The 21,819-nt window shown below is 47.6% G+C and carries 17 protein-coding genes and 2 pseudogenes; 5 read left to right on the top strand and 14 right to left on the bottom strand.

The window, feature by feature from the left end; translation table 11 throughout:
- Window positions 1-13: 13 nt before the first annotated feature.
- The 3 genes from uxuR to uxuA form a co-directional block, all read right to left on the bottom strand.
- Entirely contained in the window at window positions 14-787 is a 774-nt protein-coding gene (gene uxuR / locus G434_RS06580; protein WP_000833679.1) for a Uxu operon transcriptional regulator, read from the bottom strand.
- 214 nt (window positions 788-1,001) lie between these two features.
- Window positions 1,002-2,462 (bottom strand): fructuronate reductase, encoded by a 1,461-nt coding sequence (locus tag G434_RS06585; protein ID WP_000208205.1) that lies wholly within the window; start codon window positions 2,460-2,462, stop codon window positions 1,002-1,004.
- Between the two features lie 80 nt (window positions 2,463-2,542).
- Complete coding sequence (uxuA, locus tag G434_RS06590) at window positions 2,543-3,727, bottom strand: mannonate dehydratase (protein ID WP_000438562.1); 1,185 nt, start codon at window positions 3,725-3,727, stop codon at window positions 2,543-2,545.
- Between the two features lie 339 nt (window positions 3,728-4,066).
- Between uxuA and gntP the strand changes: the two genes are divergently transcribed.
- Window positions 4,067-5,410 (top strand): gluconate permease GntP, encoded by a 1,344-nt coding sequence (gene gntP / locus G434_RS06595; RefSeq protein WP_000558251.1) that lies wholly within the window; start codon window positions 4,067-4,069, stop codon window positions 5,408-5,410.
- Window positions 5,411-5,652: 242 nt separating this feature from the next.
- On the opposite strand, the gene fimH is transcribed toward gntP, so the two are convergent.
- From fimH to fimB, 9 genes are all read right to left on the bottom strand, one after another.
- Window positions 5,653-6,555, bottom strand: a complete 903-nt coding sequence (gene fimH, locus G434_RS06600) for a type 1 fimbria D-mannose specific adhesin FimH (RefSeq protein ID WP_000832247.1) — start codon at window positions 6,553-6,555, stop codon at window positions 5,653-5,655.
- Window positions 6,556-6,574: 19 nt separating this feature from the next.
- Window positions 6,575-7,018 carry a type 1 fimbrial minor subunit FimG gene (locus G434_RS06605; protein WP_306174507.1) on the bottom strand — a complete coding sequence of 148 codons (444 nt, stop codon included), beginning with the start codon at window positions 7,016-7,018 and terminating at the stop codon, window positions 6,575-6,577.
- A gap of 72 nt (window positions 7,019-7,090) precedes the next feature.
- Window positions 7,091-7,621 (bottom strand): type 1 fimbria minor subunit FimF, encoded by a 531-nt coding sequence (fimF, locus tag G434_RS06610; protein ID WP_001244827.1) that lies wholly within the window; start codon window positions 7,619-7,621, stop codon window positions 7,091-7,093.
- Window positions 7,622-7,630: 9 nt separating this feature from the next.
- Window positions 7,631-10,267 (bottom strand): fimbrial usher FimD, encoded by a 2,637-nt coding sequence (gene fimD, locus G434_RS06615; protein WP_000121002.1) that lies wholly within the window; start codon window positions 10,265-10,267, stop codon window positions 7,631-7,633.
- Between the two features lie 66 nt (window positions 10,268-10,333).
- Entirely contained in the window at window positions 10,334-11,059 is a 726-nt protein-coding gene (gene fimC / locus G434_RS06620) for a type 1 fimbria chaperone FimC (protein ID WP_000066560.1), read from the bottom strand.
- Between the two features lie 36 nt (window positions 11,060-11,095).
- Complete coding sequence (locus tag G434_RS06625; protein ID WP_000824114.1) at window positions 11,096-11,635, bottom strand: type 1 fimbrial minor subunit FimI; 540 nt, start codon at window positions 11,633-11,635, stop codon at window positions 11,096-11,098.
- A gap of 64 nt (window positions 11,636-11,699) precedes the next feature.
- Window positions 11,700-12,248 (bottom strand): type 1 fimbrial major subunit FimA, encoded by a 549-nt coding sequence (gene fimA / locus G434_RS06630; protein WP_000695564.1) that lies wholly within the window; start codon window positions 12,246-12,248, stop codon window positions 11,700-11,702.
- Window positions 12,249-12,729: 481 nt separating this feature from the next.
- Window positions 12,730-13,326: a type 1 fimbria switch DNA invertase FimE gene (gene fimE / locus G434_RS06635; protein ID WP_000044711.1), complete on the bottom strand. Its 597-nt coding sequence runs from the start codon at window positions 13,324-13,326 to the stop codon at window positions 12,730-12,732.
- A gap of 477 nt (window positions 13,327-13,803) precedes the next feature.
- A complete protein-coding gene (gene fimB, locus G434_RS06640) occupies window positions 13,804-14,406 on the bottom strand; it encodes a type 1 fimbria switch DNA invertase FimB (RefSeq protein WP_000790583.1) in 603 nt (200 codons plus the stop codon).
- A 1,455-nt stretch (window positions 14,407-15,861) separates the two neighbouring features.
- On the opposite strand from fimB, the gene nanC reads away from it, so the two are divergent.
- From nanC to G434_RS30805, 4 genes and pseudogenes are all read left to right on the top strand, one after another.
- Entirely contained in the window at window positions 15,862-16,578 is a 717-nt protein-coding gene (nanC, locus tag G434_RS0125840) for an N-acetylneuraminic acid outer membrane channel NanC (RefSeq protein WP_001295734.1), read from the top strand.
- 19 nt (window positions 16,579-16,597) lie between these two features.
- Window positions 16,598-17,704, top strand: coding sequence for an N-acetylneuraminate epimerase (nanM, locus tag G434_RS06645; protein ID WP_001309184.1), 1,107 nt, complete (start codon window positions 16,598-16,600; stop codon window positions 17,702-17,704).
- 64 nt (window positions 17,705-17,768) lie between these two features.
- Window positions 17,769-18,749: a 9-O-acetyl-N-acetylneuraminic acid deacetylase gene (locus G434_RS06650; protein WP_000991438.1), complete on the top strand. Its 981-nt coding sequence runs from the start codon at window positions 17,769-17,771 to the stop codon at window positions 18,747-18,749.
- A 109-nt stretch (window positions 18,750-18,858) separates the two neighbouring features.
- A pseudogene (locus tag G434_RS30805) lies at window positions 18,859-19,064 on the top strand (restriction endonuclease); the annotation flags it as partial.
- 299 nt (window positions 19,065-19,363) lie between these two features.
- Here G434_RS30805 and G434_RS06655 read toward each other — a convergent pair.
- Both G434_RS06655 and yjhR read right to left on the bottom strand, forming a co-directional pair.
- On the bottom strand, window positions 19,364-20,344 hold the full coding sequence (locus G434_RS06655; protein ID WP_000019400.1) for an IS5-like element IS5 family transposase: 981 nt from the start codon (window positions 20,342-20,344) through the stop codon (window positions 19,364-19,366).
- Window positions 20,345-20,530: 186 nt separating this feature from the next.
- Window positions 20,531-21,771 (bottom strand): annotated as a pseudogene (gene yjhR, locus G434_RS06660) (helicase YjhR); the annotation flags it as partial.
- Between the last annotated feature and the right edge of the window lie 48 nt (window positions 21,772-21,819).

Here is a 21,819-nt window from a genome sequence, read left to right as displayed (position 1 = left end):
TTATTATAATAAGTCAGGCGTCGACTTTATCCAGCGGCCATGAATCAAACAGATAGCCATCAAAATAAATATCGTCAACGTTCGAGAATTCCAGCAGACGTTGCTTAACGTTTTCCAGATGCTGCCACATTGCCAGCTTCGCCGCTCGGGCATCTTTTTTGATTAACGCGGCGAGGATCTGTTTGTGATCGCCCAACCACTCTTTGCGATACAGGCTGTCATCCAGATGGCTGTGCAACTGGATCCACATTGGATTGTTTTCCCGCCACTGCCAGGACTGACGGAACAGCTCCACCAGCATGCTGTTATGCGTTGCTTCGGCAATAGCGAGATGGAACTGCATGTCACCGCTTTCGCTGCTGCCCGGCGCACTGGAAGCCAGTTCACGCTCTTCCAGTTGCAATGCCTGACGCATTTTGACGATATCTTCGCGGGTAGCCTGCAAAGCGGCAAACTCGGCGATGTTGCTCTCCAATAACTGCCGCGCCTGTAACAGCTCAAAAGGACCGGCATCGTTGCAGACGTTGGCATCCGGACTGTCTGTGTTCTGGCTGCCTGAGTTATCAAGAACATAGATACCGGCACCCCGGCGTACTTCCACCAGCCCTTTGATCTCCAGCATGATCAGCGCTTCACGTACCACCGTCCGCGTGACATCAAGCATTTCTGCAATTTCACGCTCCGGCGGCAGCCGTTCGCCAGGATTGTACGGCGTCTTTATGATCAGATCGCGGATCATCGCCCCGACTTCCTGGTAAGGTCTTTGCGCAGAGGTGGCAGATTTCATGGTGTTGTGTCCGTTAGGTGCGGTTAATCAAATTTTTGCCGGATGCGGCGTGAACGCCTTATCCGGCCTACAACGGGCAATTTTACGGCCCCCGTTAATCTCAAACTATACCATTAGCACTGGAAGTTGGCACGTACAGGTGGGCAAAAAAACGAAAACTGGTCAACCAAATATCAGTTTGATTGACCAGTAAGTCTGTAGGGTAATCAGTTAGTTACAGCGCAGCCACACACTCGCGCGCACCGCGTTCGCACAGCTGCTGATATGCCGCCGTCACTGCGCCAACAAAGTCGGCATTCTGCGGCAGATCATCGGCAAAAATACCGCTCAGGCCCAGCAGCGCTTTCACGCGGTCTGCGCCCTGATACTGCGCGTTGATCTTCTGGAACTCCGCCAGCATCGGGTCGACCACGTCAATGGCATTACCCTGCTCATCCACGCCCTGGGTGTAACGCATCCAGCCAGCCACGCCCAGCGCCAGGTGACGCCAGCTGCCGCCGTTTTGCAGGTGCAGACGCACCGGGTCCAGCAGACGCTGCGGTAACTTCTGGCTGCCGTCCATCGCAATCTGCCAGGTACGGTGACGCAGAGACGGGTTGCTGAAACGCTCGATCAGCAGCGTCGCATAGGCGTTCAGGTCTGTACCTTCCGGCATCGACAGCGTTGGCGCTTGTTCCTGCATCATCAGGGCAAAGGCCGCTTTGCGATAAGCCGGGTTAGTCACGGTGTCGGCAATGGTTTCATAGCCGCCGAGGTAACCGAGGTACGCCAGAAAAGAGTGGCTGCCGTTCAGCATACGCAGCTTCATCATTTCGAACGGCACAACGTCTGCAACGAACTGTGCGCCCACTTTATCCCAATCCGGGCGACCATTAACGAAGTTATCTTCAATCACCCACTGACGGAACGGTTCGCAGGCAATGGCGCACGGGTCGTAAACACCCAGCTGGTCAGCAATTTCCTGTAAGGTTTCTGGCGTCGCCGCCGGAACGATGCGGTCAACCATGGTGCACGGGAAGGTGACATTTTCTTCAATCCATGCCGCCAGCTGCGGGTCACGCGCCTGAGCCAGCCCCAGTACCGCGACCTTCGCCACATGACCGTTTTCACGCACGTTATCGCAGGACATCACCGTAAACGCTTTCAACCCTTTTTCACGACGCAGACGCAACGCTTCGACGATGTAACCAATCGCGGACTTCGGCGCAGTCGGGTTTTCCAGATCGTGCTTGATCAGCGGGTTATTGAGATCCAGTTGACCGCTTGCCGCATCAGCGCAGTAGCCTTTTTCCGTGACCGTTAGAGAGACAATCGCCGTTTGCGGACGCGCCATCGCGTTGAGAATACCTTCGCAGCCATCGATTTCCGGATGCAGCGCTTCTTTCATCGAACCGATAATTTTCAGCTCGGTGCTCTCTGCGCCTTTTTCCGCTACGGTGTACAGCAGTTGCTGTTTTTTCAGGTTTTCGATCAGCACGCGGTCGTTGCCTGGCATCAGGTTAACTTCGCAGATGCCCCAGTCGCTGTCGGTGCTTTCCAGCAGATGATGGGTATACAGCGCCTGGTGCGCGCGGTGAAACGCCCCGCAACCGAGATGCACAATGCGTGATTCCAGACGAGAATGATCCCATGACGGGCGGGCAACCGGCAGATTGCTGTCAACAATAGTAGTCATCGTAAACTCCAGAATCCGTCTTCAAAGAGTGACGGCAAGGAAGAAGGAACCGGCACGGCGCGCAGCCATGCCGGTGGATATTAACGGCTAAAGAAAGCGCGCTGGATCGCCAGTTCGACACCGCGAACTTCGGCCAGGCCTTTCAGACGACCAATTGCGGAGTAACCTGGGTTGGTTTTCTTCTTCAGGTCGTCCAGCATCTGATGACCGTGGTCCGGACGCATCGGGATCAGGTCTTCTTTGCCTTCCGCTTTACGACGGTGTTCTTCTTCAACAATCGCTTTCACCACTTCGTACATATCAACGTCACCGTTCAGGTGCGCCGCTTCGTGGAAGGTTTTCGGGTTATCTTCACGCATGGTGGAGCGCAGATGGGTGAAGTAAATACGCGGACCGAACTGCTTGATCATATCAACCAGATCGTTGTCAGCACGCACGCCGTAGGAACCGGTGCACATGGTAAAACCGTTTGCCATGCTGTTTACGGTATCAACCATCCACTGCATATCTTCAATGGTGGAAACAATGCGCGGCAGGCCGAGGATCGGGCGCGGCGGATCGTCCGGGTGAACAGCCATACGCACGCCGACTTCTTCAGCAACTGGAATAATCGCTTTCAGGAAGACGGCAAAGTTTTCGCGCAGCTTCGCTTTGTCGATATCTTTGTACAGCTCCAGGTGTTTACGGAACTGGTCGAGGGTGTAGCCTTCTTCCGCGCCCGGAAGACCAGCAATGATGTTACGGGTCAGACGCGCTTTGTCTTCATCGCTCATAGTGGCGAAGCGTTCAGCTGCCTGAGCAATTTCTTCTTCGGTGTAATCCGCTTCCGCGCCTGGGCGTTTCAGGATATGCATTTCGAATGCAGCGAATTCGATCTGGTCGAAGCGCAGAGCTTTGGAGCCGTCTGGCAGCACGTATTCGAGGTCAGTACGGGTCCAGTCGAGCACCGGCATGAAGTTGTAGCACACGGTGCGAATGCCACACTGCGCCAGGTTGCGCAGAGTCTGCTGATAGTTAGCGATCCACTGCTCATAGTTGCCAGTGTGGGTTTTGATATCTTCGTGAATTGGCACGCTTTCTACGACAGACCACACCAGGCCTGCGTCTTCAATGATCGCCTTGCGTTTGAGGATCTCTTCAACGGACCATACTTCGCCGTTCGGGATATGGTGCAGCGCGGTAACCACGCCAGTTGCGCCCGCCTGACGGACATCAGCTAAAGAAACCGGATCGTTTGGGCCGTACCAGCGCCAGGTCTGTTCCATGATTTTTCCTCTTTCACATAGTGGGTTCCACAGCAAAGAGACGCGGAACCCTGGAGTTGTTTAGGTATCCGGATGAACAACCAGACCGCAGCCGTGGCGTTGCATCGGATGAGATGGCGTATAAGTTCTACCTTTTGGTAAGACATGTCAACCCGAATTCTGAAATTGGTTAACCACATCACAAGAATTTCACTCTCATGGTTGTTGCTGCAAATTGCAGCAAAGGGTAATCGATGGTTATTGATCAGAGGATGTGACATTCATCGCAACAATGGTTGACCAATTTACATAACATATCGCCCAAAATAACAACGGTTCAACCAGGTAAGGTAAAACGTTATGCATGTGCTTAACATTCTCTGGGTGGTATTCGGCATTGGTCTGATGCTGGTACTGAATTTGAAGTTCAAAATCAATTCAATGGTGGCTTTGTTGGTGGCGGCGCTGTCCGTCGGGATGCTGGCGGGCATGGATTTGATGTCGCTGCTGCACACTATGAAAGCGGGCTTCGGCAACACGCTGGGGGAACTGGCTATCATCGTGGTGTTCGGTGCGGTCATCGGTAAATTGATGGTCGACTCCGGCGCGGCTCACCAGATAGCGCATACGCTGCTGGCGCGTCTCGGTCTGCGCTATGTACAGCTGTCGGTGATTATCATCGGCCTGATTTTTGGTCTGGCGATGTTCTATGAAGTGGCCTTTATCATGTTAGCGCCGCTGGTTATTGTTATTGCCGCCGAAGCTAAAATTCCGTTCCTGAAACTGGCGATCCCGGCAGTAGCAGCTGCCACTACCGCACATTCACTGTTCCCACCGCAGCCGGGTCCGGTGGCGCTGGTGAATGCTTATGGCGCGGATATGGGGATGGTTTATATCTATGGCGTACTGGTGACGATCCCAAGTGTAATCTGCGCAGGTCTGATCCTGCCGAAGTTCCTCGGCAATCTTGAGCGCCCAACGCCATCATTCCTGAAAGCAGATCAACCGGTAGATATGAATAATCTGCCCTCTTTCGGCGTTTCGATTCTGGTGCCGCTGATCCCGGCGATCATTATGATCTCTACCACCATCGCCAATATCTGGCTGGTAAAAGATACCCCTGCCTGGGAAGTGGTTAACTTTATCGGTTCCTCGCCGATTGCAATGTTTATTGCGATGGTGGTTGCATTCGTACTCTTTGGCACCGCACGTGGTCATGACATGCAGTGGGTGATGAACGCTTTTGAAAGCGCGGTGAAGAGTATTGCAATGGTGATTCTGATCATCGGTGCGGGTGGCGTGCTGAAGCAGACCATCATCGACACCGGCATTGGCGACACCATCGGCATGTTGATGTCCCACGGCAATATCTCGCCCTACATCATGGCATGGCTGATCACTGTGCTAATTCGTCTGGCGACGGGTCAGGGTGTCGTTTCGGCGATGACCGCCGCCGGGATTATCAGTGCTGCAATCCTAGATCCAGCAACTGGTCAGCTGGTTGGCGTGAATCCGGCGCTGCTGGTACTGGCGACGGCTGCGGGTTCCAACACCCTCACCCACATTAACGATGCATCTTTCTGGTTGTTCAAAGGTTACTTTGACCTGTCAGTAAAAGACACGTTGAAAACCTGGGGTCTGCTGGAGCTGGTCAACTCCGTGGTTGGGCTGATTATTGTGCTGATTATTAGCATGGTAGCGTAAAAGGACACCAGAGCCTGCCAATGGCAGGCTCAGACTGATGACAAAGTCTAAAAATGTGCCCGGACAGTCCCCTCGCCCCTCCGGGGAGAGGGTTAGGGTGAGGGGAACAGACCAGCAAAGTGCGCTTTGTTTATGCCAGATGCGACGCTGACGCGTCTTATCTGGCCTACAAAGGGCTAACGTGCAGGTTTTTAGCTTCAGGTAATATTGCGTACCAGCATTAGCAATGTCCTGTGATTTCTTTATTGATAAACAAAAGTCACGCCAATAATCGATTGCACATTCCCTGCAGTCACCTGCCCTCCGGTACGTGCATAATTTGCCGTTAATCCCAGACTCACCGCCGAAGTCCCTACTGCTCCTAACGATACCGTGTTATTCGCTGGAATAATCGTACCGTTGCGCGTCAACTGTACGCCGACGCCCTGTGCAGGTGAAAACGACGCGGTATTGGTGAAAATCGAGTTGCCCGCATCTGCGGTTGTGCCGGAGAGGTAATACCCCAGGTTTTGGCTTTTCGCACAATAAACGGTAAGAGGAATTGGCACTGAACCAGGGTAGTCCGGCAGAGTAACGGTGACATCACGAGCAGAAACATCGCAGCCGCCAGTAGGCACCACCACATCATTATTGGCGTAAATATTCCACACAAACTGGAAATCATCGCTGTTATAGTTGTTGGTCTGTCGCAAAATAAGCACGGCAATTAATGAGCCAGCTTTAATCGCCACCCCGCCCGCACTGCTCACAGGCGTCAAATAAAGCGCCACCGGCCACGGCTTATCCGTTCTCGAATTATAAACAACGCGCGGCGTTTCGCTGGTGGTAGGAAATGGATAGCTACTGCCACTATATTTTACGGTCCCGGAAAAATTAGATAACACGCCGCCATAAGCCGAGCCTCGTTGCAGTGTGACATAGTCTGTAATGGTTTCCGGATAATCGTTATGGCAAAAGATTTGCGTCGAAAGATCCACGACCAGGTTTTGCCCCACATTCACGACGGGCGCAAGGTTTACATAAACATTGGCGCTGCCACCGCCAATAGGGATAGCGGTACCATTGGCGGTTTTACAGGCGAATGACCAGGCATTTACCGACCAGCCCATCAGCAGTACAGCAAACAGGGTAATAACTCGTTTCATTACAATCATCTCTTCGGGTTCAGCTGTAGGTATAGGTGATGCTAATCACTGCCTGAATGGTTCCCTGAGTGGCTCCGCCATTTACTGTCAATGCTCTGACCTGTAACGGGAAGTGCGCTGATTGTGAGGAATCATCCACCTGAACTGTTTTGGTTGCGCCAGTATTCAATGTGTTGCCACTGTCATCCTGTAGCTCTAACTGGATGTTTTGCGCGGTCCCCTGGTTTTTATAATATCCGGTACTGTCGGCTGCCCCGCTGAAGCTGGCAGTGACCCTCGACGTTCCCACCGGACAATTAGTCAACTCAAGCGCAACATCATGCCAGGCCGATGCCGCCCCGGCAGACATAAGACTGAAAGAATAAAGATCGCCGAGATCAACCGTGGCATTGGTGGTGGAAACCGTACACGGTTTGGCGATGACCTTACCGTTCACCGTGATGGTGACATCGGCTGCCTGTATCGTCGCACTTGCGAGCGCCAATATTGCCGCCAATACATACCCACGTTTGCACCATTTCATGAGCATCTCCAGTTACTGATATTCAAGAGTGAAGGTAGCCGTGGCATTGATATGCCCCGCAGTGACAGGCACCTGTGTCGCCATTAGCCGGGCGTAAAAATTCAGCGTATTTGGTTTACCCGGCGTCAGGGTCGTCCACGAAAGCGCGGACGATGGAGCATTAAGGGGTATTTGATTTTGCTGCTCATTCAGAAGCTGTATTCCCAGTCCCGAAGCCGCTGACACCGTATTTTCAAGTGCAAGCAGGTTGGCATTGTGGCTATCTGCAACGCCAGTAAACCCAACCTTTACGGCAGAAACGGCATTACCACAGGGTGACAGCAAAATACGAAATGGAACAACAGGAGTCGTCGCGCCAATGTTGTTAAATTGCTTCGCCGCGTTTTCCATCAGATCAACAGTAAAATTGGTTGATTCAGCGGCCACACTACAGCCGTTATCCCTGACATAGCCGCGGATAGTAATCGTGCTATCCGCAGCCAAAGCGTGACTCACCGCCAGCCACAAAAAAGCGCACAGAAGATAAAAAGGTTTGTTTCTCATCACGCCCCCTTAACGACATTCAGCTGATAGCTGGGTTAATAACTGCTGCTGACTCTCTGGTGGCAGTTGATAATTGGCGACACAGTGAGCATTTTCCTCTTCTCCCCATTTCACCTGAACTTTTCCCGCTAAAGGCATTCCGCTGAGGTAAACCTGACCATTATCCGCAACAATGCCGCTACTCTGGCTACTCTCTGATGTCACCATCGCCCCAAACGGCAGCGGCTTATTATTGTGGGTCAGCGTCATGAGCAGTTTTATCCCAACGCGCGCTTTAAACTCTGCTCGCACGATCGCCCCACGAGTGGGAACAACGTTAGCAACCGCGTTATCTAAATCGACGTTATCAGCCAGGGTATTGGTATCCAGCGCCACTCTATTTTCCCGATATTCAGTGGCATAAGGCAGCACGGCATAACCACGCCAGTCGGTACGCACCCCCGTCTGGTTTTCGACTTTTGCATCTTTTGCGCCAGGCGCTTTAACAAGCACCACCGTATCGTTTAACGGCTGCCCCAGCGTTACGCCATTGGCATGAGCCAGTACCCCACCGCTGACTCCGTAATAGAGCTGCTTAATATCATCGCTATGGCTGTAACCGATATTGGCATTGCCGTAACCACCGCGATAATTCAGCGTGGCGTAGCCTGTACTTCCGCTATTTCCATCGCCTCCCCCGGCATAGCCGGTTTGCACGCTATAGCTGAGGTTGTTGTCTTCCAGCAACGTACCGTATACACCAGCCAGATTGGTCATCCGACCGTTGAGATCGTGTGACATGCTGTAGCTGGCACTGGCATGTCGCCACTGAGATTTACTGTCAGAACGCAGCCAGTGGCTGAAAGGAATATTGACGTTAAGCGCTAACATCTGATCCCGTCCTTTTTGCCAGGCGTTTTTCGTCAGGCTATAGCTGAGCGTCCAGTTGATATCTTCGAACGCAGTATTTAATCCAGCCTGGAATTGCTCATCGACATTACTCGTTCCCCAATAAGTTTGATGGCTACCACTCAAATACAGTGTTGATGTGCGCCCGAGTTGCTGAGTAACGGTGAGTTGTAATTTCCCGCGTTTGTTATAAGCGAGGTTGTAATAGTCGGTGAATTTCGGCTTAACCTGAATAACTCCGTCCTGTGTTTCGATGTTGTAGCCATTCATTCGACTGTATGTTGTATCAGCGAAATTAAAATATCCGCTGGTCGAATAACGGTAACCCACTAACTGAATATTCGTGCCTGATTCATTGAGCGATTTGTTATAGAGAAAACGCACCGATTGTCCGTCATGCTGACTGTCATCGGGAAGTGTGGAATTAGCCTGCGTCATATCCACAGACAGAGCGCCCAGTGCCCCCATGTTTTTCCCGATACCGAAATTAAAAGCACGATAACGATCCGCCAGTTGCGTTCCACCATATATTGTCCAGCCAGCCGGAAGGCCGTGGAGTAATGTACTCTGGAAAAAGCGGGGTTTTTCCTGCTGCGCATTTCCACTACGGTATTCTCCTGCCGTAATGGAATAACGAGTATGCCCTTCACGTTGCAAAAGCGGGACTGACGAATAGGGTACGGTAAAAATCTGCGTGCTGCCGTCAGCCTCTTTGATCGTTACCTGCAAGTCACCACTATTACCTGCGGCATAGATATCGTTGATGGTAAAAGGCCCCGGTGGCACCGTACTATTATAAATGTCATACCCATTTTGTTTAATAGTGACCTGTGCAGTACCACGAGCAATACCGTGGATCACCGGGGCAAATCCTCTTTGACTATCGGGTAACATATTGTCATCTGAGGCCAATTGTGCGCCGCGAAAGTTAATACCATCGAAAATATCGCCCTGAGTATAACCATCACCCAGCGTCAGCCGGGAACGTAACGGTATTATGTCTCGCTCAAGCCAGGTATTGATATGCTGCCATTTATTTTTGCTACCTGATGATCTGTCGCTACTGTTATAACTCCAGGTGGTATTGTCGCGTAAACGCCACGCACCAATATTTAACCCACTCTGTAGGTTTAAATATGCATAATGGCTGTTACCCCCAATCCGATTCTGTACACTATTTCCGCTGAAATTATAATTGAGCAATCCGGCATTAATACCGGGATCCCATAACTCAGGAGGAATATAACCACGCGCGCGATTACTCATAAATGCCTGAGGGATCGTCAGGTTCAGTCGCTGCTGACCAACATCCAGATGCGCAGTAGCGTCCTGGACCATTGTGGTTAATGGCACACAGGCATCATCCGCCAGCAGATTCATACCGGCGACAGAAGCCGTATTCAGCCCCATACTGGCGAGTTGCGCGCGTGTCAGGCAGGGAACAATCCCTTGTTCACTGTCGCCCGTATTAAATGTGACATCACGCGTTGCCATATAACCATTATTCAAATAGATATCGACGCGATACGTCCCTGGCGGTAATTCTTGCCCATTTTCAAAACGCGATAAATCGGCCACAGCCTGGGGATCATCCGCTAAAAAGCGCGGATTAAAATAGAGGTCGGCAGATGACAAAGGTGCCTGTGCGGCAAAAGCACAGGCGACAACGAGTCGGACAAAAAAACCAGCCAAACGATGCTTACGAATATGCAAGCATTGTGTGTTTCGCTGGTAAAGTCTTAAATTCAGATATGACATTATTCCTCCGGCTTAAAATCACCCGGCAGTCAATTCTTTTTATTCAGGCGAAAAATTCCCCCTGCGTTATTCCATTACGCCCGTCATTTTGGGGGTAAGTGCGCCATAATCATTTATTGTTCGGTAAGTAATATTGCTTCCTGCATCAGAAGGCAATTTAACCGTGCTTTCGCCCATTGGAGGCACCAATGCATTTTCAAGAACCCGGGTTCCGGCATTCAACTCTGTTACCGTCAGGTAATAGGGTGTCGGGTTAATCAGCGTCAGAGAATTCGCGCTACGACGAAATCTTAATTTTTCTGCGGCCTGATCGGGTGGCAACGCTAATTTAGCCGGGCGATAGTACAGTTTAATGCGGCTGATAATTGCGAGCTGTAGCGTATTCTCAGTCAATTTTGATTTATCCATTGACGGAATCGCTTTAACGTTCATCCAGAATAAACTTTCCCGGTCCTGTGGCAATTGGTTATTTGTTGCATCAAGAATACGTAAGGTATTCTCTTTTTTTCCCTTCATCGCAAACAGAGGAGGCGTCACGATAAAACGACCATCCTTTACACCATCGGCATTTTCCACCCATGATTGAATTAAATAGGTACTATTTTCATCATTATTTGTCACGGCAAGTTGCACTTGTTTTTGCCCTGCCGGATAAATTACGCGAGTCGCACCTAAGGCCACTCCCGCTTCAGCGCGTCCGGCAACCATCATTGCCATGAACATCAGGATACCTGCCAGCAAGCAGAATGTTATTTCCTGCGATTTCCTTACATTGACGTTTTTATTACTCACTGTCCTGTTCCTGTTATCACATTATCTGCTGAACAATTACTGATAGGTTAAAGAGAACCAGGCCTGGGCATTGGCGATGCCGCCAGTAACCCGACGCCCGGTAGCACGATATTTGGCGATGAAATGTAGCGAAGTAGAGCCTGAATAAAGCCGTTTCCAGTTTGCTGGAGGACGATTAATCGGTACGAGGTTTCCTTCATCATCAAACAACGCTACGCCAATATTGGTGGCTATCCCTGGCCCCTCTCCCACGGAAAGCACATCCGGATTTTTACCATCCGCGACACCGTGAAACGCCACACCTACACGTTCACTCACCACCGTGCTACATTCCCGTAAATGAATAACAAAAGGCACCGGTGCGCTATCTTCCCCAACCGCATGAAACCGGTTACTGCTGATTTGCCCCATATTGACCGTCATTTGTTTATCACCGGCTTCAATCCGGCAAGTTTCCGCAATAATGACGCCCTGAAATTGCATATTTCCGCCGGGCAACGTGGTATTCCATTTATTTCCGGCCAGAGCAAACATTGGCAGCAACGACGCTAATAGAAATAATCTCTTCCTTTTCATCGTTATTTTTATCGCACAAGGGTGGGCATCCCTGCCCGTAATGACGTCCCTGAACCTGGGTAGGTTATTGATACTGAACCTTGAAGGTCGCATCCGCATTAGCAGCACCCGGGGTTGCGGCCCCGGTTGCAAAATAACGCGCCTGGAACGGAATGGTATTGGTTCCGTTATTCAGGGTTGTTTCTGAACTAAATGTCGCACCATCCAGCGTCAGCGCAGCACCCGTTCTGTCCAGGATCTGCACACCAACGTTTGTTGCGCTACCCGCAGCTGAACTCTGCAGAGCCAGAACGTTGGTATGACCCGCATCAATCGCCGTACCTAAAAAGGCAACAGCGGCTTTAGATGCAACATTGGTATCGCAATCATTCAGCTGAATGTTAAAACCGACAGCAGAACTGGTTGCTCCTTCCTGTGCCAGCGATGCGGTACGAACCTGTCCTAACTGAACGGTTTGATCAACAGAGCCTGCATCAACTGCGCAAGCGGCGTTAACAACTTCCCCTTTAAAGTGAACGGTCCCACCATTAACCGTCGTGGCAGCGGCCAGAGCCGCTGTAGAACTGAGGGACAGAGCCGACAGAACAACGATTGCCAGAGTTTTAATTTTCATGCTGCTTTCCTTTCAAAAAACTATTTCTAAATCGACATGGGCAGTCGTTCTGTACACTTTGTTTTGTAAACGAGTTTGACTGCCAACACTGCACAGTTTTCCCCCAAAAGATGAAACATTTGGGGCCATTTTGACTCATAGAGGAAAGCATCGCGGACAAACTTTTTCAGTTTATTTGTTGGCTTAATATTCTATTGTTATCTTTATTTATAGATGTTTATATTGCATGAGGTGGTTTTTGGAGAGAAGAATGAGGAAGATGCGTCGAGCCACAGAAACGTTAGCTTTACATATAGCGGAGGTGATGTGAAATTAATTTACAATAGAAATAATTTACATATCAAACAGTTAGATGCTTTTTGTCGTTTTTTAATATTTTTATGCTTGAGAAAAAATACGTAACTTATTTATGATATGGACAGTTTGGCCCCAATTGTCTTGTATTTATTTGTTTTTTTAACTTTATTATCAATAAGTTAAATCAAACCTCTTCTCTTTTTAATTTTTCGTTTATGAGATTATTTCTTTCCCATAATCCGGCAAAACGAGCAGCATTACTGGCGGTATAACGCACAGTATGGCGAATATTTCGATGCCCGAGATAATCCTGAATTAAACGAGTATCTGCACCACGCTCCGCCAATTCATAACCGCAAGCATGCCTTAACATATGAGGATGAGTCTGCGTTACGGTTCCAGCTTCAATACCGGCATCGCGAATAATGCGATAGGCCTGCTGGCGAGAAAGCCGACTCCCGCGGCGAGAAATAAATATAGCGTCAGTCCGGTCAGCGCCTTTCCAGTTAGCACGTTCCTGGGTCCAGCGTTCCACGGCTTCACGCTCATCAAAACGTAACGGGTGAACGGTAGAAAATCCGTTCTTCAGTCGGCGAATATTTATTCTACCTTCATTAAGGTCAAGGTCCTGATAATGCAGATCAAGCAGTTCACTAATACGCATCCCATGCCGATATGCCAACAGAATAAGACAATAATCTCTGGCTCCCGTTGCCCCGTAACAAACCGCCTGCATCATGGCCTGAACTTCTTTACCGGTAAGATAACGACGTTTACTCACAATAGTAGTACTCCTAACTGAGATATATTTGAATGAATACCTATAGGAAACCTCAATCGGTCAAAATTAGCCCAATAGATAAAAAGATAACCACACACGGAGTGATGTGGCTATCAGTCAATTACATTAAATATCATACAAAAATAAAATATCACTGATGTGACAACATCTATTTTCATTGATTTGATTCAATATAACAATAGATTGCAGTGGATTAACTTCCAGTTGCTTAAAAAATAAAGAAAAAAGTGCGGAAACAGGAGATTTTAAGTGATGTGTAAATTTATGAATGATTTTGTTTATTTATTTTGAAGAACATAAACCATTGTATTTTGTATGGATATGGTTAACTTAATGTTTATTATGATAATTAAGAATCACACTTACAATAACATCAATTAATAAATGGTTAATCATTTTTGATATATCGTAAGAATAATGTAGTTTTTAACACCATCCCTGGTATCTCAACTATCTCTATAAAACAGCGTGACGCTGTCGTCCTCTGGCTCTATCCCAGATGCCGTAAAAACGCCCTGCATTGCTGGCGGTATACCAGACAGTATGACGAATATTGCGATGCCCAAGATAATCCTGGATAAGTCGCGTATCTATTCCCATATTCGCCAAAGCAAAACCACACGAATGGCGTAACATGTGCGGATGAATCTCCAGTGACAACCCGGCATTACCACCGGAAGTCGAGATAATATGGTAAAACTGTTGCCGAGAAAGCGGATTCCCCTTACGTGATAAAAATACCCACTCGCTCTCAGCATGCGGGTACGAAGTACGGATACTCAACCAGTTTTTTAAAGCCTGAACTTCTTTATTCAATAGCGGGTGCGTTGTTGAAAAGCCTTTTTTTAATCGATGGATATATATACACTTTGCCTTAAGATCAATATCCGAAATCCTCAATCGACAAATTTCACTCGCCCGGAAACCATGAATAAAACAAAGCAAAGTCAGACAATAATTACGTGCTGCATGAGGCCCGGTATTTGCTGCTTTAAGGAGTGATTCGATTTCACTATGGGTCAGGAAGTTCCTTTTTTTGTTATCAGCCTTATTCTTCATCGTTTTTCCCTTATAATTACAGACGCGCACTAGCTGTGCTGGGTTAGCAATAATCCAACATTTTTATCCTGATTATGTTTATAAAAGCGAACGTTTGCTTAATAACTAACGTAAGTGGACCAGTTCTTCTGAGTGAACTTAAATGGAGTAGCAACTGTTAATTATAATAACGTTGCCATACAAACGCCATGCTCTTGCATGCTATGTACCTTTATATATTTATCAATCGGATACGAATCTAATAATAACCCTCATCATTAATGCAACTAATCTTATCTATATATCATGTGATATGTTCTGTAACAAGTAAAATCAACATAAAAAATTCAGCAAAATTTAATATTCGTTCAACTAGCCGTCTCACATATGACATTATTAGTCAACTCCATTTGCCACAAAATGGCTATTTCATGGAGCGCAGTAATTTCTTAGTGGCTATTATCATGCTAATTCTTAGGTCCCTAGCGATTATTCCTGCTGATTCGTCAGCTTACGCCATGAGATTGTTACATTCCTTTTTATCCTGGAGATATGGGGGAACGCAGGAGATGATTTTTTCATCTACATTCGTTGGTAAATATAGCTTTGGTCACTACGACTTAAACCTTCCTCAATCACAGCCATTCGCCGGGCGATACGGCAAACAAACTAAGTGAAACATCATCCTGAAAACACCAACATCAACAAGCCTCTCCAGATCGACTTCAGAAGTGACCAGTTACAAGCCACAAACCAGGAAACATATTTCATGATGAGAATTATGCTCAGCCTGATGGCGGGTAAACACTGATTTTCACCAAGCTCACTGAGTTAGCTTGCAAAGCTCCCCTTGTTTAGACTCTAAATAAATTATTTATAAAACAAATAGTTAAACTAAGATCTTTAGTTTTTGAAGACCACCGCAAGTGTTCGTCTGGCTTCACATGGCATCTTCCTCTTAGAAAAAGATCGACATATTTTGTGACACGAATTGCAAATCTGGTTTTGTTGTATGGATTGCGTGATTTTTGATCTGGTATAACAGGTATAAAGGTGCACCAAGATAGTCAATGAGACAGGGCATCTCGCAATCTATGGCAAACATCACTTCAGTTCTTTCTCATCGGGTGATGAAAACGCACTTCAGTCTGAAAGGAATATGAAAATGAGATCAACAGACATTCTATTTTATGACTCTGGGTAAAATGGATTGAGTAAGTGATATAGCTTACGAACATTCAAATCAATTAAACATCAGAAGAGATTTTATACTCAGGTATTTAATCTGGATCTCTGTTTATTTAAATAATGTGAAAAGAGATTTTTCACAGGAGACCTTATACAAAAAAATATAAAATACAGCTACCGGTTGCCAAAGACACTATAAGCCTGGCAAAAAAATATTACACAACATAAATGCTAATTGTTTATGCGGGCTTTGTATTGCTTTCTGTATCCTACAAATGAGTGAAATTTATGAAAAAGGCTAAAATACTTTCTGGCGTATTATTACTGTGCTTTTCGTCCCCATTAATTTCTCAGGCTGCGACACTGGACGTACGTGGTGGATATCGTAGTGGAAGCCACGCCTATGAGACTCGACTCAAAGTCAGTGAGGGATGGCAAAATGGATGGTGGGCAAGCATGGAAAGTAATACCTGGAATACCATTCATGATAATAAAAAGGAAAATGCCGCACTCAATGATGTTCAGGTTGAAGTTAATTACGCGATTAAACTTGATGATCAATGGACGGTGCGCCCGGGAATGTTAACGCATTTTAGCAGCAACGGCACACGCTACGGACCCTACGTAAAACTGTCCTGGGACGCGACAAAAGATCTTAATTTTGGCATTCGCTATCGTTACGACTGGAAAGCTTACCGACAACAAGACTTATCCGGTGATATGTCTCGTGATAACGTTCATCGTTGGGATGGATATGTCACTTACCATATTAATAGTGATTTCACCTTCGCATGGCAAACGACGCTATACAGCAAACAGAACGATTATCGCTATGCAAACCATAAGAAATGGGCGACGGAAAATGCATTTGTTCTACAATACCATATGACGCCCGATATTACGCCATACATAGAATATGACTACCTTGACCGTCAGGGTGTTTACAACGGCAGAGATAATTTATCGGAAAACAGTTATCGCATTGGTGTGTCATTTAAACTGTAGTAGACAGGAGACAGTCACAATGAATAAAACAATAACGGCGCTTGCTATCATGATGGCTTCATTTGCCGCAAACGCGTCTGTATTACCGGAAACTCCTGTGCCATTTAAAAGTGGTACCGGAGCAATTGATAACGACACTGTCTACATTGGTTTAGGTAGCGCAGGTACGGCATGGTACAAGCTGGATACACAGGCCAAAGATAAAAAATGGACAGCGTTAGCTGCATTCCCTGGCGGACCAAGAGATCAAGCAACCTCTGCATTTATTGATGGCAATCTGTATGTGTTTGGCGGCATTGGCAAAAACAGCGAGGGCTTGACTCAGGTATTTAATGACGTACACAAATACAACCCCAAAACCAATAGTTGGGTTAAATTGATGTCGCACGCGCCGATGGGCATGGCGGGCCATGTGACTTTTGTACACAACGGCAAGGCTTATGTTACTGGTGGTGTTAACCAGAATATCTTCAATGGCTATTTTGAAGATCTCAACGAGGCTGGAAAAGATTCAACCGCTATAGATAAAATCAATGCTCACTATTTTGACAAAAAAGCAGAAGATTATTTCTTCAATAAGTTTCTGTTGTCTTTTGATCCCTCAACACAGCAATGGAGTTACGCTGGCGAATCGCCCTGGTACGGAACGGCTGGTGCGGCGGTTGTGAATAAAGGTGATAAAACCTGGCTTATTAATGGCGAAGCCAAACCAGGATTGCGAACGGATGCCGTATTTGAACTTGATTTCACCGGTAATAATTTAAAATGGAATAAGCTTGCTCCCGTCTCATCACCAGATGGCGTAGCTGGCGGTTTTGCGGGGATAAGCAATGATTCTCTTATATTTGCCGGAGGGGCCGGATTCAAAGGTTCACGAGAAAATTACCAGAACGGTAAGAACTATGCGCATGAAGGCCTGAAAAAATCATATAGCACTGATATTCATCTTTGGCATAACGGGAAATGGGATAAATCGGGTGAATTATCGCAAGGTCGGGCCTACGGAGTATCATTGCCCTGGAATAATAGTCTATTGATTATTGGCGGTGAAACTGCAGGCGGCAAAGCGGTGACGGATTCAGTTTTGATCACTGTGAAGGATAATAAAGTCACAGTACAAAACTAACGCTTCAGGGCCCCGGTAAAGGGGCCCTGCTATCAATTTGTCATTTCAATTACGCGAAATTTATATGAACGCAATAATATCGCCCGATTATTACTATGTTCTTACCGTTGCTGGTCAGTCTAATGCCATGGCGTATGGCGAAGGACTGCCATTACCGGACAGGGAAGATGCGCCTCATCCCAGAATTAAACAATTAGCGAGATTTGCGCATACGCATCCCGGAGGCCCGCCATGTCACTTTAACGACATTATTCCACTGACTCACTGCCCACACGATGTTCAGGATATGCAGGGTTATCACCATCCTCTGGCAACGAATCATCAAACACAGTACGGCACCGTTGGCCAGGCACTGCATATTGCACGGAAATTACTGCCCTTCATTCCTGATAATGCAGGGATTCTTATCGTTCCGTGTTGCCGTGGCGGATCGGCTTTTACCGCGGGCAGCGAAGGGACATATTCAGAACGGCACGGAGCCAGCCATGATGCTTGTCGTTGGGGAACGGATACTCCGCTGTACCAGGATTTAGTCAGCAGAACGCGAGCCGCACTGGCAAAAAATCCGCAGAACAAATTCCTCGGCGCATGCTGGATGCAAGGCGAATTTGACTTAATGACCAGTGACTACGCGTCACACCCTCAACACTTTAATCATATGGTTGAAGCCTTTCGTAGGGATCTAAAACAATACCATTCTCAGCTTAATAATATTACTGACGCGCCGTGGTTTTGCGGCGATACCACCTGGTACTGGAAAGAAAATTTCCCGCATTCGTATGAAGCTATTTATGGCAATTATCAAAATAATGTTTTAGCCAATATTATTTTCGTCGACTTCCAGCAACAAGGTGAAAGAGGACTGACGAACGCGCCTGATGAAGACCCGGACGATTTAAGCACGGGATATTACGGTTCAGCGTACCGGTCACCGGAGAACTGGACGACGGCACTGCGAAGCAGTCATTTCAGCACTGCAGCCCGTCGGGGGATTATTTCTGACAGATTTGTAGAAGCAATTTTGCAGTTTTGGCGCGAAAGGTGAGCGGGGAGTTTATTCATGGGGGATGTCCTTGTTCGTTCTCAGAGTAGACAACAAAAAACAAATGAGATCAAGGTAATATCTCTTCACTTGCGGGCTCGAACAGCAGGCAATTGCCAATATAATAATCTGGCACAAGGGTGAAAAACGCGCACCGCATAAACCGTTGTTATTGCTTACAGATTAGCCGGATGCCTTAATAGACATCCGCGCCTTTTCGATTATGGCTCGGAAATCTACGAACATCTACACAGTTTACTGGAACGTTTTGGGCCACAGCGTTCGCAGCACCGTCCTGATATGCCGTTCTGGCGATTATAAGTCGACGGATTCTGGCAAATAGACGATGATGATATGCTTAATGATGTTCAAAGAAATTAGGCCATTATTATATTATTGCTTGCATTTTCTTTCATTCCTAAAAGCACCCGCCATTAATCCCAGGCGCATTATGCAAAGGAAAATGATTAGGGAAGGTGCGAATAAGCGGGGAAATTCTTCTCGGCTGACTCAGTCATTTCATTTCTTCATGTTTGAGCCGATTTTTTCTCCCGTAAATGCCTTGAATCAGCCTATTTAGACCGTTTCTTCGCCATTTAAGGCGTTATCCCCAGTTTTTAGTGAGATCTCTCCCACTGACGTATCATTTGGTCCGCCCGAAACAGGTTGGCCAGCGTGAATAACATCGCCAGTTGGTTATCGTTTTTCAGCAACCCCTTGTATCTGGCTTTCACGAAGCCGAACTGTCGCTTGATGATGCGAAATGGGTGCTCCACCTTGGCCCGGATGCTGGCTTTCATGGATTCGATGTTGATGGCCGTTTTGTTCTTGCGTGGATGCTGTTTCAAGGTTCTTACCTTGCCGGGGCGCTCGGCGATCAGCCAGTCCACATCCACCTCGGCCAGCTCCTCGCGCTGTGGCGCCCCTTGGTAGCCGGCATCGGCTGAGACAAATTGCTCCTCTCCATGCAGCAGATTACCCAGCTGATTGAGGTCATGCTCGTTGGCCGCGGTGGTGACCAGGCTGTGGGTCAGGCCACTCTTGGCATCGACACCAATGTGGGCCTTCATGCCAAAGTGCCACTGATTGCCTTTCTTGGTCTGATGCATCTCCGGATCGCGTTGCTGCTCTTTGTTCTTGGTCGAGCTGGGTGCCTCAATGATGGTGGCATCGACCAAGGTGCCTTGAGTCATCATGACGCCTGCTTCGGCCAGCCAGCGATTGATGGTCTTGAACAATTGGCGGGCCAGTTGATGCTGCTCCAGCAGGTGGCGGAAATTCATGATGGTGGTGCGGTCAGGCAAGGCGCTATCCAGGGATAACCGGGCAAACAGACGCATGGAGGCGATTTCGTACAGAGCATCTTCCATCGCGCCATCGCTCAGGTTGTACCAATGCTGCATGCAGTGAATGCGTAGCATGGTTTCCAGCGGATAAGGTCGCCGGCCATTACCAGCCTTGGGGTAAAACGGCTCGATGACTTCCACCATGTTTTGCCATGGCAGAATCTGCTCCATGCGGGACAAGAAAATCTCTTTTCTGGTCTGACGGCGCTTACTGCTGAATTCACTGTCGGCGAAGGTAAGTTGATGACTCATGATGAACCCTGTTCCATGGCTCCAGATGACAAACATGATCTCATATCAGGGACTTGTTCGCACCTTCCTTAGGTAAACAATAAGATTTATAATCAGGAAAGGCGACTCGCAATAAAACGGAAAGTCGCCTTAACATTGGTAAAATATGCCCTTTACTACTCCTGTATCATGAACGGCTCATCACATTTAAAGCTGACGTTGATCCAGACTACCATATATTGCCTTTATTTCATTTTTTACGCCTTCACCACGGTACACCAAAGACGTATCGTATCGTTGATACTTATCTTCCCGTGTAGCACTGAACCAGTTAAAAGATCCGACACACAGCAGTTCTTCATCCTCAATCACAATTTTGCTGTGAACACGATTAACCAATTTCGTAGCGATACCCATCTTATTGAGCTTTTCAACAGCATCATTCAGCAGATGTTGTTTCTCCTGACGCTTATCATCATCGACATGCGCTATATTGCAGTTTTTATCCGTCACCACGGTAATATCAATGCCCCGGGAACGGGCCAAAGCCATTGATGCCAGAAATCCCGTTTGCTCCACTTTTTGCCAGGATAACCAAGGGGAAATAATCGTTATTTTCTTTTGAGCTCCGGCAAGAGTCTTGTTCAAAAATTCATCATGCTGCTCCACACCATGCAGCGTTGAAATTTGTGTATGTGCGGAAATTAAATCCTGTCGTTTCTGAAACTCAAATTGCAACGCATTATTATCTGAAGAAAAGAGATATTTTGCCAATAACCCTCGCGGCGAAAATGCGGGCTGCATCTCGATAAGGTCCATATCGCCAAATACCAGAAAACTATCTTTAGCGCGTGAGACAGCAACATTGAGGATAGTGCTGTTGCTATCAAGAAACCTGCCATCTTCATGTTTTGAGTAGACAGGAGAAAAGAGAACAATCGCCCTTTCCGCCCCCTGCAAGGAGTGCACAGTCCCCACTGTCAGTAAACCCTGCTCGTCTTTGCCATTAATTTCCAGCTTACGCAATGACATTTTGATAGCATTAACCTGCGCCGAAAATGGCGTCACAACACCAACAACTTTGTACAGTGGTTCCCCGTAATGGCGCTCTATATCATCCTTATGTGCCACCAGCCATGCTGCTATTGTTTCAGCTTCAAGAGGGTTATGACGGCTCCCTCCATTTGGCTTCATGCCTCTACCATCAATATGTAAATATCCCATTGCGGGGAAAATCGTCCTTTTTCCATCCCTCTTTTAGGCTGCAACTTACCGTGATAGCAAAGTGAGTTACAGTAGTCGATGATGTTATTGAAACAGCGACGATGCTCATACAGATACATTCCGCGCTCGAACTTGGGATCATACTGGTAGTGAGAGTTGAACTGGGCTACCTGCATTACGCTGCCAGATGCTGCACTTTTTCCAGACCCATTTATTATCGAATACGGTGGCCGCCTGAGCGGCCACCTTTAATCGTGGGCAGTTACACAGAA

The sequence above is a fragment of the Escherichia sp. KTE172 genome (assembly GCF_000408845.1).
Taxonomy (GTDB): Bacteria; Pseudomonadota; Gammaproteobacteria; order Enterobacterales; family Enterobacteriaceae; genus Escherichia; species Escherichia coli.
This window is presented reverse-complemented; position numbering and strand designations above follow the sequence as displayed.